This window comes from Flavobacterium sp. Leaf82, assembly GCF_001422725.1.
Lineage (GTDB): Bacteria > Bacteroidota > Bacteroidia > Flavobacteriales > Flavobacteriaceae > Flavobacterium.
On record NZ_LMMA01000020.1, the window covers coordinates 1 to 15387 of the forward strand.

Consider the following 15387-nt stretch of genomic DNA (forward strand, 5'->3'; position numbering starts at 1 on the left):
AATACGTATAAAGCCATGCGAACGCCAAAATTAGGTTTGGGTTATTTTGCTCAAACTATTAATACTCAATCCTTGTTTCAGTAGCTTTAGAAAGAGCTTCCCTATGACAATATCTTACGTTTTGTGTAATGTTTTATATGCGTCCAAAAAATAGAAATCAATAAAAAACAATTGTTCTAATTCCAGTAGAATATTTCATCACTAATTGGTAAACTTTAAGTTTTGTCCAAAAATTGACAACATCGAAAAATATGACTATAAATATAAAAGATTTTAAAAACAATGATATTAACTCTTTTAAAGAAAATTTTTCCTATGAGCAAGAATTGAATATTATTTTTCCTATACAGTCGATCGGGCGCACCAACAGTAAAATTGAAATAATCACTGAACTTAGAGATGTCTCTTTTTGTTGTGAGAAAGCTGTTGATTATATAAATATTATAAACTTCGAATTTGTAACGACAGATAAGTATGATATTGATTTTCAAATTAAATGTACTGTGTCAAATATTGAAAAATTATTTGAAATACTTAATTACTCTTCAAAAATGCTTGGCTATGAAGATCTTGATGATGACACAAGAATTGAATTTTTGGACGAGGTTCTAGAGTATGAAGACAGCTTGCATAAACTCTATTTCACATTTACCGATTTAATCAATGCTTACTGGGCTAATTTATTAGATGGCGGTTACTGGGAAATAGCAGGCGAATATGACTCCGAGGAAGATTTTTTTAGAGATACATATAAAAGACATCCAGAACACCGCTTTGGGTTTTGGAGAAATGCTAAATCAAAAGTTTATAAAGATTCAATCTATTTCTCAACAGAAAGCTGGATTATACCACACGAAACTAATCTCATACAGGCACTAAAAAATTATTCTGAACCTTATGCCAAATTTGAAATTAATGAGGCGGAATTAGTAAATTTCAACGGAAAGCAAATACTTCTTACAAACAATATTGCTGTATATTTCGACCAAAATAAACAGCTCCAGAATGCTATAAATTGTTCACAAAAAGTTTTGAATGGAAAATTATTTAATTCAGTCATAATAAAAGAAAACATTAATGAGCAAAACAATCTCTTTGCTGAGCATAAAAAAGTAAATACCAGGAAAAAAAAGAGGTATATTATAGACCCTGCGCTGCTATCTTTCAAAGTTTCAGAGCTAGGCGACCTAGTTCTTGCGTCATATAAAGGATTTAATCATATTTTCTTCGGAAATACCAGTTTACCTTTTGAAGATATAAAAGAACTAAATGCGCACCTCTACCCTGCCTTCTCTAAAACACAGAATCTTATAGAAAAATCCATATCAAATAATTGTAATTGGCAGGAATTGAATGATGACACTTTTGAAGAACTATGCTATGATTTACTTTATTGCCATTCTAAATTTGATTCGTCCACCATTAAAAAAATGGGGAAATCAAAATCAAGAGATGGAGGCCGGGATATTGTGATAAAGTCAAAAAAAACTCCTACCGCAGAACCTGAACTTTACATCTTTCAGTGTAAATTTCTCTCTGAATCAACTTCATTATCTGCAGCTAAAATGGGTAGTGCAGCAAATGTCATAATGCAATATGGGGCAAAGGGCTATGGTGTGTTTACAACAACAGTTATCGATGCTACTTTATATGACATGCTGGAAGGTTTTAAACGTAACCAAGGCATTGATGTATCGGATACTTGGTCTAAATATGAGTTGGCACGTTATTTAAACCGACATTCTATAATAAAAAATAAATATTTTAAACAAGAACATTAATGAAAAATTATATAGAAAACAAAAATTACAGCTCAACAGATCTTTCTTTTGATTAATAAGTCACATCTGCGCTGTAGTAGTTATTTCGTAATTCTGTCCCCAGAATTTTCATCGCACTGGAGATATCAACGTGTATTTCTGTCAATAACTGATTACTTTCCTTCAAGTCGGATGTGTGGGATACTCTGAGCATTTTACCTGTCAAATTCCTGATTTCTTCCCGCAATTTCTCATTTTGAATACGCTCCAAATACATCAGAAGATCCTGAACGGTAAACAGCAGTTCATTACTGTTTTCAGCGTTCAATATCCCTTGCTGCCACTGACCGTTGTCCTTCAGGTTTTGCAGATCCTGAACGTAAAGTAAAGATACCAACCTGTGAGCTTTATAGGTTCTTTCCTGAATTTTTAAATAATTATCGCGTTGAAATTCCCGAAAAATTTCCTGACGCTTGTAGATTTCAAGTCTGTTTTGGTTCCTGGAAACATTTCTTGCATTGATTATCGTAGTGAGTATACTCGCTGAAGCCCCAACAACGGTGCCTACAAGGGTTCCTATAAAACCCCAGGTAAGTGGTTCCATATTTATAATTTTTAGTTCTTAATTTTCATGGTATTAAATTAAGAATTAATTACATATTAAAGCAAAGGCGCTACAGCGTTTGTTTGATCTGTGAAACATCTCTAAAAGGAGTGCACACTAGATAAAATAAATCTTATGACAGCTATTTTCCAATTCTTAACTATTGATTATTTTCACCGCTGATACCTATTAAGTCACAAATTAAAAAGTATTTAAAGCAAATTATTTATTTTACGAAAATCTTTCCTTTTAAAGTAGAGAATTGTTTTGACTCACCAATTTTAATTTTTCCTATCTAAAAATTAGAAAACCCCTGCAAAGACTACTCTCAAAATTGTGTTTCTCTTTATAAAATGAAACGAAGGAATTAATTATTATGGTGAGTTTGCTAAAAAGGATTCTGGATCACATTGCTTTAAAAAATTAATTCTCTGAACTTTGTGGCAGAATCGTAGCGCAAGTAGTTTTTTTAAAATAGAAATCCATCAAAATCAATACCTACCGAGTTTAGGTTAGAAACTTTTAGACATGTGACACTAATCCTAAAAAAAAACTTATTTCTTTGTCTAAATCTTCGAAAATACATTCTCAATTATTCTTCTAAGACATAATCAAAATTTCCTCCTTTCGGAATTTTTAAAATTCCTTTTTCATTCATTTCATCTGTAGATTGTGTATAAATGAAATGATACCACCAAATAAAAAACTCCTCAAAAGATATTTCTTTATTGTAACCTAATTTAGTATAAATCTTTTTACTGTATTCTCTTTCAGTTTCTAAAATTTTTAATAAGTCTGGTAAATATTTTTTAGCCATTTCATCAAATAAATTATTATCTGATTTAGAAATTAAGTTCTGAAATGAATTTCCAATTAAATTTCGCCTGTTATTTCCATAAACACATACATCTTTATTTTCAATTTTTTCAGATTGGTTTCCATAAATTCCAAAAGATTCTATTTCAGGATTTGTATTCTCACTAATCCTATAATAGTAGTGTTTTCCATGCCTTAAAGGTCTGTTGTCTTGCTTAAGAAATTCTTTTTCAACATTATTAATTTGCCATGAATCCAACAAAACATTACTTAAAACCAGAAATGACCATTTTTCAAAAGATTGCGTTTTCGAAATCTCTGTTTTATCAAACTGTACTTTTATTTCGCTTAATTTTTTAATTATTGATTTTGTGATTTTTATCGAAATTGGTTTTGCATATTTGTAAAGCAATTTCCCATCATTTGCATCGGTAACAAAAATTGTTGGTTTAAACTGGTTATTAACTTTATGAAGCCAATGTTTAGATTCTAATAAAGTAATTAAATTTAATATTTTTTGATCATTAAACTTAGTGAAACGTTGAAAATCAATCGGGGAGAATCCCATATGGAGTGCAAATAAAAAGATATCTAAACTGTCTTTATTTGTTCTGAAATCAGGGAAATTATCATCTTGGGAAATTAGAGATTGTTCAATTTTTATTTTAAAAATTTGATCCATACTATTTTGAGCATTAATACATGTTCCAAATAATAGAAAAATTATTAGATGTAATTTTAATCTTTTCATTTCCCTTTATAGTTATAGTTACTGTTAATTCTAGCTAAAAAACAAAGCTCAACCGAATAAACTTTACCCTGTGTGATTAACTTTTGTTGCCGCTAATATAGAGCAATTTTGCTATAAATAAAGAGCTGATAAATATGAAATTGTAGATCATTTTTTACCTTCTACAATAACTATATTGAAAATGATTCCTTATCGAAAGCATTAGCTGACTTCTTTATTTCCTCTATACAGAAATCATAAACAAACCTGCCTGTATTCAGTCAAGATAATTTGATGTCTTAGAAACAAAAGAACTGACTTTAATCAATAAATATTTATTCTAAAAGTAAACCGTGTAAATCTTTTTACAAATTACAACGCCATAAACTAATTTTTAAACAAAATAAAACTTTATTTTTTTAATTTGAACTTAAGATGTCCCAATTGCCAAAATGCAAATGCAAACGTATCTGCATAATCATTATAAAGTTGTAAATATGAACTATCTACGCCATGTCCAGTCTTATAATCAACTGCGAAAAGCACCGGATTACGGGAAATTGTAGAGGAGCGTAATTTTGCAACAAATTTTCCAGACATCCACGGAGCTACACGTGCATCATTCATTCCTGTAGTAACCAGACAAGCGGGATACTTAATTCCTTTTTTATATGGTGATATGCATCCATTTTATACAAAGAATTAAATTCTTCTCTAATTAATGGATTACCAAATTCCTTCATGTTATTTGCTCCATTAGGAGCAACATCCATTCTTAATGTATTAAGAAAACCATTTCCACAAATCATTACTTTAAATAAATCCGGTCGTTCGGTTATAGCTCTTCCAACCAAAATACCTCCAGCACTTCCTCCATAAATTGCAATCTTTTTATTACTGGTTATCTTATCTTTTATTAGAAATTCTGCAGTGCATATTAAATCCTTCCATGTGTTAGGCTTTGTTTTCTTATAACCTCCTGTATAGCAATCATTACCTTTTTTTCCTCCTCCTCGAACGTGAGAGACAACATAAACTCCATCATTTAAAACCCATGATAAAAATATAGGTTGAAAAGAAGGGTTTGTTGATTCTCCATAAGCACCATAACCATCAATAAGAACATTACTCATTTTATTCTTTTTCATCCCTTTTTTATATATTAAAGAAACCGGGAGTAAAACCCCATCATGGCTGGGTATTTCTATTTCTTCTACAATAAAATCATCAAATTCAGGATAGGTTACCGTAGGGCTCACATCATCTTCTTTAAACCTTTTTTTTACAACATCACAACGATATCTTTTTAATGGATTTAGCCACCCGCTCGTATAAATCCACAAATCACTATGGTACTTGTTTTTTGATCTAATAATAATCCTACCTGCCTTCTTTGGCAAATCTAAAGTTCTGTGTACTTTATTATTGTCAACAAAATATAATTGTGCTTCTACTCCATTTTTTGTTGTTGAATATACAAGTCCGTCTTTTAAAATTTCATAATTTTCGATAATTTCTTTTTTATCTTCATCTACTATTATCTCAGAATTAACAAAATCAGGATTTGTTATTTCTGTTTTAAGATTTTTATAATTTGGTGAATTTTTTGATGCTAAAACATAAATGTCCTCATTGACAATTACAGGAGAACTTAACCCATCTTCTTTCTTAAAAAGAGGCTTCCAGTTTATTTTTTTTCTTGTAATTCTGTATTTGTTCACTTCCTCGTATTCCCCAATACGCAGGATCATCATATCGTTCGCCATATCCCCCAAGTATAGTTGCTGGTAAAGAACTACTTAGTTCAGCTTCCCCGTACCCCTTTATATGATGGCTTGCATCTCTCCTTTTTACAATATCTTCAGGAGTTCCGTAGCCACTTGATCTTCCCACATAAACTAATTTTCCATCTAAACTGGTTTTANGTATGCCGTAATTCGTGTGGTCTTCCCCATACCCCTTTATATGATGGCTTGCATCTCTCCTTTTTACAATATCTTCAGGAGTTCCGTAGCCACTTGATCTTCCCACATAAACTAATTTTCCATCTAAACTGGTTTTACTATAAGTAACATAATGAAAATCACATGAATCAAGGGATCGGTGGATGGCATCGACAATTTCCCTCGCATCATCTTTTATTATTTCTCTGTTATCCCATACAAAAACTGTTGCTGCTGTTCCCCAAGCAACCGGAATCAATACATCTTCAGCAATGCCTAAAACCGTAACCTCATCGGCCACTAATGTAATAGAGGTTACTCCAGCATAAGCAAATGACTAGAAATTATATTTTAAATTTGACTACAATATTGAAAATTAAGAGAAAAATTTTAGTCAAAATCATGAAAAAAGGCATTTTTAGAATTGTCTAAAAACGCCCTTTTTATTACTAAATGATAAAATCAAATTAATTTTGAAGAGAATGATTAAAAATCAAATCCATACATCCACTTATTTAAAATACCATCTGAGCTTTCTAATTTTATTATATCCATTATTTCTTCATAATATAAACAGATTCGTTCACGTTCTTCTGTATCAAGATTAAAAGAATTAAATTGATTAACTCCCTTTTCTATTAATTTTTGAAATTCAATCTTATCTGCTCCGTTTTTAATTTTAAATATAAAATCGTCAATGCTATTATTGAGAAGTTTATTTAGATGCATTTTCAATGCATTATCAGAAATTCCAGAGTAAAATAAACTTTCATTTCTCTCAAATTTACATCCAGATTTTAGTTCTAGTAATTTAATAATTAAATCTTCTTTTTTGCTCATGAATTATATAATTTAAATTCATTTAAACAATTTATTAAATCCACAATATATTTTTCAGAATCAAAATCTTTAATTTTTTTTTCTTTAAAAATATTAATTGACTGATCGCTAAGTGTATCCGCTATAATGTTTTTTCGATCTTTCTCATCTGAATTATAAAATTTCTTAAAATCAAGTTTTATTTCGTATTCTATTGCACACTCTTTTTTGTTAAATTTTCAAAGGTCTAACTTGAAAGAAAGGCTCAAATTCTTTAGCAACACAAATGAAACTTATATGCATTTTGTGTATTTGTGGATGATATTCTTTATTCGCGAAATAATCATCTAAATAATTTTTTAACTGATCTTCAAATCTATTTCTCTCTTCAAAAGTAAATTCTTTTGAAAACTGTGTTCCTACATTAAAATTCATAGTCACTTTTTATCTAAATATTTTATTTTCAAGTGCTAAATAACCATGTGTGAAAAAACATATGTAAATTAAATATCTTTCTTTCATTTTAATCTCTATCTGATTTCCGGATATAAAGTGATGTCATAGAGAGCTTGTACAGCCTTTTTCTATATAAAATTCTTCCAATACAGACGGATTATATTATTTTTTTTATTTAAAATAATTTTCTAAATCATTTCTAAAAACTGATAAATCAAAATCTTTAATTATAGATTTCATAGTTTCAATCGTATCTAATGATTTAGTAACATCTTTTAGCTTCTAATTCTTGAGAAATTTTGAATATTTCAAAATCTAGTTTTTAATCAAATTAAGACATTTTCAATCTTATATTCGAAGCCTTCACTTTTTATATGTTTTTTATATTTAGAATATTTCGATTTTCGTATACAACAAAATTGTTCAAAAACCAGACTTCACATATTATTCCAATTATAATTTACAACAAATCATCCCCATATTGGTTATTGTTGCAGGATTTCTATAGATCAACTAAAAATTTAGTTTCTTTTTTATTTCAGCGAATTTTTACGGTAAACACAATTTGCACTTTCATGATAAGATGTACATTTTAAGTCAAAAACAACTTTTCAAATAATATCACGTTAAAAAAGGCATGTTTGGAATAATTCAAACATGCCTTTAATACTTAACAAATAATTTATAAGATTTTTGTTAAACCTTGCACACTAAATTATTTTTTTTTCTTATTCTCAAATTCAGCAATTAAATCATTTAATAATATAACTTCATCATGATTAATTAGACCTTCTTGCTCGTAAGGCACCATAACATCAATTACAAAATCATACTCATGAATATTGTTGATTTTTTTTCTTTTTAAAATTTTCAACATCTTATTTTCTCTTTTGTAAGGTAAATTTTGAGCTTTTATTTCTTTCCAAAATTCTTCTACAAGAATCCCATGCCCTTCTTGAAATTTAGTAAACACAGCTTCAATATTATATTTTAAGCTCTTCAAATTTCGAAATTGAGGTTCTGGGTTTAAGACATCTTTTTTTATCTCCAACCTATTAGCAATAACATGTGATATTGTTTTTTCATCCCACCCTTTTGGAGGAAATCTTTTTATCATATTAATCGCAATATCACTTGCTTTAGCTAAGCTTATTGACTCCTCTTGATATTTATCTATTTTCATTCTATTATTTTTTAGGATATTATTAAAAATACAGTAATTCGATCCCGTATTTTAAATATTTATTAATCAAGCTGTTAGCAGGGCTTATTCCATTTATTGAGTTTCCTGACATTTTTTTCTTCCTCCAATTTTCAATCTGTATTTGTTCACTTCCTCGTATTCCCCAATACGCAGGATCATCATATCGCTCGCCATATCCCCCCAGTATTGTTGCTGGTAAAGAACTACTAAGTTCAGCTTCCCCATACCCCTTTATATGATGGCTTGCATCTCTCCTTTTTACAATATCTTCAGGAGTTCCGTAGCCACTTGATCTTCCCACATAAACTAATTTTCCATCTAAACTGGTTTTAGNTATGATGGCTTGCATCTCTCCTTTTTACAATATCTTCAGGAGTTCCGTAGCCACTTGATCTTCCCACATAAACTAATTTTCCATCTAAACTGGTTTTAGTGTAAGTAACATAATGAAAATCGCTTGGATCAAGGGATCGGTGGATGGCATCGACAATTTCCCTCGCATCATCTTTTATTACTTCTCTGTTATCCCATACAAAAACTGTTGCTGCTGTTCCCCAAGCAACCGGAATCAATACGTCATCAGCAATGCCTATAACCGTAACATCATCAGCCGCTAATGCAATAGACGTTACTCCAGCATAAGCAAATGACGAGTAATTATATCTTGAAACATTAGTAGCTTCACTAGAATTTAAAGAACGTATATATTTAGTATCGATACCCGGACTTGTAGCACTCGCACCTAAAGGGGGCTTATTATTATATTTCTCAATATATGTATTAGTAACACCTGTGGCATATACTGTACCTGCTGCAGACAATACACTCATCCATGTATTACCATTCCATTTCAAAGGATTAAGCTCTCCACCACTTGCCGCCCCACCTTGGATGTAAGCGGCAAGAAAGGATGCAACATATTGCCAAAATTCACCGCTTTGATCTGTATATTTCAGCGGATTATTTAATACATATCCATAACGGTTATAGTTTTGGCTATTAAATGGATCCTGAATATTATTGTCGGGCTGTAAAAATCTGCGCAGTTTAGGATCATACAAACGACCATTCATATTTATAAGACCTACACTCTGAATATGTTCATGTCCTGTATAACCTCTATCTAAAACAGTTAATTCGGTTGATTCACCACTTGCTCCACCACCAATACTTATAATACTTCCCCACGCATCATACAAGCGCGTTTCAATTGTTGTCCCGCTAGCACCTGTAATGACTACAATGCTTCCCAGATTATCGCGTTGTAAATATAAATAATTTTGCGTAATCCCGTCGCTTTTAACTACTGCCGGTGCAGAATATCCGTCTCCACCAATATAAGTAACAAAATCGTAAGTTCCAGTTGTCCTATTTTCTTTGATTTCCATAGTACCATCAGCAGAATAATGCTTACGAAATGGTCTATCTAATTTCTCTGGCTGAATACCTCCATAAAACATTGTACTTCTTTGATTGTCATCATTATATGGATATTCTGGATAAAGTGAGCACTGGATATTCTGGATAAAGTGAGCACCTAATTCTGGATAAAAGTGAGCAGTATAAATGAACTCAAAAAGGTGTCTAAAAAGTAGTTTAAAAATATAAAATTATTTTACTCTATTGGTTGTTTTTCTATTTTCTTTTTTCTCATTGATTCTCCTTTTAATTCTATCCGAAGAGCATTGTGAACGATTCTATCTAAAATTGCATCTGCAATGGTTTGTTCTGCAATAACTTCATGCCAGGATTCAACTGGGAGCTGCGAAGCAATAATAGTTGATTTTTTCCCATGCCTGTCTTCAATTATCTCCATAAGATCCTGCCTTTTAAGATTATCTAATGACTGCAGCCCAAAATCATCTAGAATAATGAGATCCTGCTTTTCTATTTTATTAATTTCTTTTATATAAGAGCCGTCAGCTTTAGCCATTTTAAGTTTGGAAAAAAGTTTATTGATATTAAAATACATTACTTTGTAGCCCATCATACAGGCTTTATAGCCAATTGCGGTAGCTATAAAGCTTTTACCAACACCCGTACTTCCACAGACAAGGATGTTTTGTTTGTTTTTTATAAAATCACAAAACTCAAGTCTGTTTATCAAGTTTTTATCTACTCCTCTGGAACTGTCAAAATCGATTTCTTCCATAAAAGCTTTATATCTAAACTTGGCAGTATTGATTAATCTTTCAACTTTTCGATTTTCTCTGTCATCGTATTCAGAGTTAATTAAATAGGCGATAAGTTCATCATTTGTATAATCGATGGTACTTGCTTCTAAAGTAGTATTAAAGGCTCTGGACATTCCGTAGAGTCTTAATTGTTTCATTTTTTCTAATGTTTGATCATTCATATTGTTATTTTATTAATGGTTATTATTTGTAATATTCCCGACCTCTGATATTATTATGTTTGGGTATTTCTTTGTCTTCAATAGTAGGATCTTCATCGATTAAGTCTAATCCTTTCTCCAAGATAGATTTGATGATTGGGTAATTGATTTTTTCATAATCCATCGCTCTCTTACAAGCATTGTTTAATCTGTCATTGCCTACTTTATTGGCTAAACTTAATACACCGGTACAGGATTTATAAGATTGCTCGGGATGCTGTTTTTTATCTAATATTTGTATAATAAATGATTTGCAAAATTCTCCAACAGAAGCTCCCCATTGGATAAACCTCTCAGGATTCCACTCTGCCACAAACTGATGTGATGTGGGCATGTGTTCTTTATTTGTTGTATAAAGATATTTGGAGTAGTCTCTCTGATGACTGGCTATTATGCGCTGTCCATGATAAATCTCAACGGTAGTTTTACTGTAAATAATCAATACTTTCTTGCCCATATAAATAAAAGGCACACTGTAATAGTGTTTGTCTTTATTGAGATAAACATGGCTGGATTTATGAACGGTTGCTTTAGCAAAACCTTTGAGCTGATAGGGATTGACAGGTAAAAATGATAGTGTTTCTTTCTCTATCTCATTAAACAAGTCTAATCTTGAGTATTTCCTGCCTTTAAAAGACATTGTATTATGCTTTTCTAAAAGTGGTAAAATAGCATCATTAAGGGCTTCTATAGTAAAAAAATCTTCTTTGCGTAAAGGGGCAAAAATTCTGGTATAAATTATTCTTACTGCATTTTCAACCAGAGCCTTATCTTTTGGATGATAAGCTCTGGTAGGCAGTATTGTGGTTCCGTAATGAGAAGCAAAGTCTAATAAATATTCCGTTACCAAGGGCTCATATTTATCACTCTTTTTAACAGCTGTTCTTAAATTATCAGTTACAATAGCGCTTGGAACACCCTGATAATAGTCTAGCATTTTTACCAGACTTCCCATAAAGTCTTCTTTATTTTGGGTTCTGGTAGCTTCTACAAAAGTAAGTCCGCTTGCTCCCAGTACACTTACAAAAACTTCTACTTCACACAGTTCTCCTGTAGACTGGTCAATAACGGATAATTTCTTTCCTGTATAGTCTACAAAAACTTTATCCCCTGCCTTGTGATGCATATGCATAGATGGCTTGAGTTTGCCTCGCCAATTTTGATAATGGTAGCAAAACTGAGAATAACTGTAGCCATCAGGATGATTTTCCCTATATTCTTCCCAGAGCAATTGGCGGGTAACACCAACTCGCTTTAATTCTTTTTCTATCGTGGGAAATAAGGATTCTAAAACTATATTTTTTTCGGGAACGGGTTTTATCTGGCCATCAAAGAGTTCTTCCAGATCTTCATTACTAAGACCTGATAACTCTTGATATGTAAAAGAATTTTGATGAAATGATTCAATATATTTCTTTACAGTATTGCGCGATAAGCCTAATTGTCTGCTTATTTGGAGCTTACTTACTCCTTGAGTATATAAACGTAATAATTGCAAAATGTTTCTCATATCCAGTCGTTTATTTGCCATATCTTTTGTTTTAAAACAAGTAAGATATTCTTTATAAACACTACTTTTTGAGGTGGTCACTTTGAACCGGAATCAATTGATCTCTTTCACAAGAATAGGGTGCTCACTTTGAACCGGAATCAATTGCTCTCTTTTACCGGAATGGGGTGCTCACTTTTACCAGAATTTGCATCGTTTATTTGCCATATCTTTTGTTTTAAAAACAAGTAAGATATTCTTTATAAACACTACTTTTTGAGGTGGTCACTTTGAACCGGAATCAATTGATCTCTTTCACAAGAATAGGGTGCTCACTTTGAACCGGAATCAATTGCTCTCTTTTACCGGAATGGGGTGCTCACTTTTACCAGAATTTGCATCCAGCTCTTTAAGAGGTTTTTGTATCTCATTAAAGAATATGGATTGATATTCGTTATTTTGTATGTTAGTATCAAATAATTGTTTGTTCTTGACCTCAATCGAATTTATTGTTTGATAAAATAAGCCTAATTCATCCTTTAGCTTTAATTTTAATTCTAATATTTCTTCAAAACTTAATAAGTCGGGATTTGGCAAACTAATTTTTAAAGCATCTAATACTAGAGATTTGTTAAATCCTTTTGTTCCTAAATTATTATTTGTTCCAGTGTGCTCTTTAATAAATGCAGAAAAAAGCTTATTTAGATTTTGACTACTGCTTAAACAATTTTCACCATCTAAGAGAAGTTTCAGAAACCACTGTAATTTTATAGAATAATACCACCAGATAAGATTTCTCTCTATAGGTTTTCCCCATTCAAAACCCCACATATTTTTCATTACGTCATAAACCTCCTCGGTAATAATTCTGCCATCCTTTTGAGTGGGATGTTTTGGGAAAATAAAATCATGATTTGCATTTACAATTTTACTTATTTCACTCGCAAATAAATTTTCATTTTCCAGCTTTCTATTTTTTTCTGTTATGGCTATTAAATTTTCGTCTATTAAAAGTTTGTAATCAGTTCTAAATGTGTTTGGAATGAATTGTAAATCTTCAACTTCGGTAAATTTAAAATCACCGTCGAGCGTGTCAAATTTTGGAGAATAAACTTCATCATTAACAATATTTATCTTGTCATAATATAGAGCAAGTAATTTTATTTCATTGATAGATTTCGGCGTAATATCCGAATTAAAGTAAATTTCTCTCATAATTTAGGGTTTAGGTCTATTGTAAAGTTTTGTACATAATTCAAGCTGGCTTAATACAAAAGATGCAAATTAAGAAAATTCAAAGTTGAAAATGGTAAAATTTGTTGAGTAATTTTATTAGGAAAATAAGTAAAGTAAATCTACTTTCGTATTCATGAAAATGTAACCGGACGTTCTTTATATTGAGGTTTTTTACAAGGGATTGTTTTATATAAAAAAGGTTTACAGAACCCTATAAGTATAAGTACAATGGAAAAGAGCTCCAAGACGAGCTGGGGCTTGATATGTATGATTATGGAGCACGTTTTTATGATCCAGCGAGAGCGGGATGGACAACAATAGATCCTTTAGCCGAAAAAATGAGAAGATGGTCTCCTTACAATTATACCTTTGATAATCCCATGCGCTTTATAGATCCTGATGGAATGGGACCAAATGATATTATCTATAAAACAAGAAATAAAGATGGATCATATAAAGAAGATCTAAAATATAGAAATGGAAATTTTTACCATAATGGTGGAAAAGGAGCAAGATACGATCCTAAAGAAGGAAATGTCACATTAAATAAAGTTTTACAATCTTTCAGGAAAATAGAAAAATCAAATGATACGGAATTGAAAACTGCACTTTCAACTTTGGAAACTTCTAAACAGACACATTATATAACTGAAGCAAAATCGAATGAAAGAGGAAATAGTGTTACGGAGCGATTTCATACAAATTCAATAGATAACTATGATGCGGAGGAAAAAGTTAAAAATAGCAAACCTGTAGGTACTTTAACATCTTTTGATTTTGGACAAGCACAAAAAGAAAATTTCGAAAGTCAGGAAAAAGTTCCAGATAATGATTTTGTATCAGTTACTCATGAATTGCGACATGCCTTTGATTATGATCAAGGAAAAATGGCAGACTCTGTAAATAAAAGCGGAAATACTGATCCTGCTGAAAAAAGGGCTGTAGATTTTGAAAATAGAGCTAGAGCATTAATTAATTTACCACAAAGAACAACTTATGGAGGCAAACCGTTTCAACTTAATTAAAATTTTATTATTTATTACAATTTTATCTTCTTGTAGTAAAGAAAAAGAGAAAAACTTTTACGAATTATATTCGATTAATAGTAAGAAGGAAGAAGATAAAATACAAGCAAATTATTATATTTATTTTGCGAAAAACACACAAAATCAAATTTGTATAATTAAATTACATGAAATCTTATACCCATATGAAAAAAACAATATAACTGAAGGTCTTGATTCCCACTTTAATGATGTATTAAACCAAAAAGATTTTATGCAAGTGGACTCAACGGATCATGTTTGTTTTAAGATGGATAAAAAAATTGAGAAAGATTACTTAAATTTAGAAAGAAACGAATTCGTCGATAAATTTACTTTGCTAAGTAAAAACAAAAAAGACCGTTCCATAAATTATAAATTGGAAAGTGATCAAATTTTAAATGTTGCATATTTTATGTTTAGACATGGTTTTAAAATTACCTTTAATGATTATTTAGGTACTTATTATGTTGACGATTTAGAAATACATTAGATTTTCAATTGCTATAACAATAAGAGTGGACGTGCTAACAAAAGATGGAGACAAAGTTAAGGGGGTATTTTTACACCCTTAACTTTTTGGTTTTGTTTTAAGTACAATATATTTTAGAGCTAGTAAAAAAACATATATTTAAAATTAAAAATTTTACAAAATAAGCGCACATATCTACTCATATTTGGATTTATATGTGTGGTTTTGTCACACATATAAATAAGTTAGCGGAAAGCTTCTTGGAAAATGACACAGAAATTGATTTCGTAGAAAATATAATGATTTTACATTTTATAAGTATTTTTTCTTTTCAAAATCATTTACTATTTGCTCATATGTCATTTCTTTTAATAATATTCTATACTCTTTAAACATTTTATTGAAATCAGTTACAATATT

At 30.7% G+C, this 15387-nt stretch carries 13 protein-coding genes and 1 pseudogene; 3 read left to right on the forward strand and 11 right to left on the reverse strand.

Going from position 1 to position 15387, the window contains the following annotated elements; genetic code table 11:
• The first annotated feature begins 251 nt into the window (after positions 1–251).
• On the forward strand, positions 252–1781 hold the full coding sequence (locus ASF10_RS12320) for a hypothetical protein (protein ID WP_056249572.1): 1530 nt from the start codon (positions 252–254) through the stop codon (positions 1779–1781).
• Between the two features lie 52 nt (positions 1782–1833).
• Here the strand turns inward: ASF10_RS12320 and ASF10_RS12325 are convergent, their stop codons facing one another.
• The 11 genes and pseudogenes from ASF10_RS12325 to ASF10_RS12385 form a co-directional block, all read right to left on the reverse strand.
• A complete protein-coding gene (locus ASF10_RS12325; protein WP_056249575.1) occupies positions 1834–2364 on the reverse strand; it encodes a hypothetical protein in 531 nt (176 codons plus the stop codon).
• 592 nt (positions 2365–2956) lie between these two features.
• Entirely contained in the window at positions 2957–3862 is a 906-nt protein-coding gene (locus ASF10_RS12330; RefSeq protein ID WP_056249578.1) for a hypothetical protein, read from the reverse strand.
• Positions 3863–4321: 459 nt separating this feature from the next.
• Positions 4322–4537 (reverse strand): prolyl oligopeptidase family serine peptidase, encoded by a 216-nt coding sequence (locus tag ASF10_RS12335; RefSeq protein WP_056249580.1) that lies wholly within the window; start codon positions 4535–4537, stop codon positions 4322–4324.
• The gene (locus ASF10_RS12340) at positions 4534–5631 is read right to left on the reverse strand and encodes a prolyl oligopeptidase family serine peptidase (protein WP_056249585.1); all 1098 of its coding nucleotides are present in this window, start codon (positions 5629–5631) and stop codon (positions 4534–4536) included. Before ASF10_RS12340 ends, ASF10_RS12335 begins: the two co-directional genes overlap by 4 nt.
• Before the next feature lie 708 nt (positions 5632–6339).
• Positions 6340–6693 (reverse strand): DUF4844 domain-containing protein, encoded by a 354-nt coding sequence (locus tag ASF10_RS12350; protein WP_056249590.1) that lies wholly within the window; start codon positions 6691–6693, stop codon positions 6340–6342.
• Positions 6694–6903: 210 nt separating this feature from the next.
• On the reverse strand, positions 6904–7107 hold the full coding sequence (locus ASF10_RS12355) for a hypothetical protein (protein WP_056249593.1): 204 nt from the start codon (positions 7105–7107) through the stop codon (positions 6904–6906).
• Positions 7108–7843: 736 nt separating this feature from the next.
• Positions 7844–8311, reverse strand: coding sequence for a hypothetical protein (locus ASF10_RS12360; protein WP_056249594.1), 468 nt, complete (start codon positions 8309–8311; stop codon positions 7844–7846).
• 355 nt (positions 8312–8666) lie between these two features.
• Positions 8667–9792 (reverse strand): annotated as a pseudogene (locus ASF10_RS12370) (RHS repeat-associated core domain-containing protein); the annotation flags it as partial.
• Between the two features lie 155 nt (positions 9793–9947).
• Positions 9948–10688 carry an IS21-like element helper ATPase IstB gene (gene istB, locus ASF10_RS12375; RefSeq protein ID WP_056249603.1) on the reverse strand — a complete coding sequence of 247 codons (741 nt, stop codon included), beginning with the start codon at positions 10686–10688 and terminating at the stop codon, positions 9948–9950.
• Between the two features lie 22 nt (positions 10689–10710).
• The gene (gene istA, locus ASF10_RS12380) at positions 10711–12258 is read right to left on the reverse strand and encodes an IS21 family transposase (RefSeq protein ID WP_056249607.1); all 1548 of its coding nucleotides are present in this window, start codon (positions 12256–12258) and stop codon (positions 10711–10713) included.
• Positions 12259–12564: 306 nt separating this feature from the next.
• Positions 12565–13431 (reverse strand): hypothetical protein, encoded by an 867-nt coding sequence (locus tag ASF10_RS12385; protein WP_056249609.1) that lies wholly within the window; start codon positions 13429–13431, stop codon positions 12565–12567.
• Positions 13432–13715: 284 nt separating this feature from the next.
• Here ASF10_RS12385 and ASF10_RS24650 point away from each other — a divergent pair, with 284 nt between their 5' ends.
• Both ASF10_RS24650 and ASF10_RS12395 read left to right on the forward strand, forming a co-directional pair.
• Positions 13716–14477 carry an RHS repeat-associated core domain-containing protein gene (locus tag ASF10_RS24650; protein WP_056249612.1) on the forward strand — a complete coding sequence of 254 codons (762 nt, stop codon included), beginning with the start codon at positions 13716–13718 and terminating at the stop codon, positions 14475–14477.
• Positions 14449–14988, forward strand: a complete 540-nt coding sequence (locus ASF10_RS12395) for a hypothetical protein (RefSeq protein WP_056249617.1) — start codon at positions 14449–14451, stop codon at positions 14986–14988. Before ASF10_RS24650 ends, ASF10_RS12395 begins: the two co-directional genes overlap by 29 nt.
• The last annotated feature ends 399 nt before the right edge of the window (positions 14989–15387 follow it).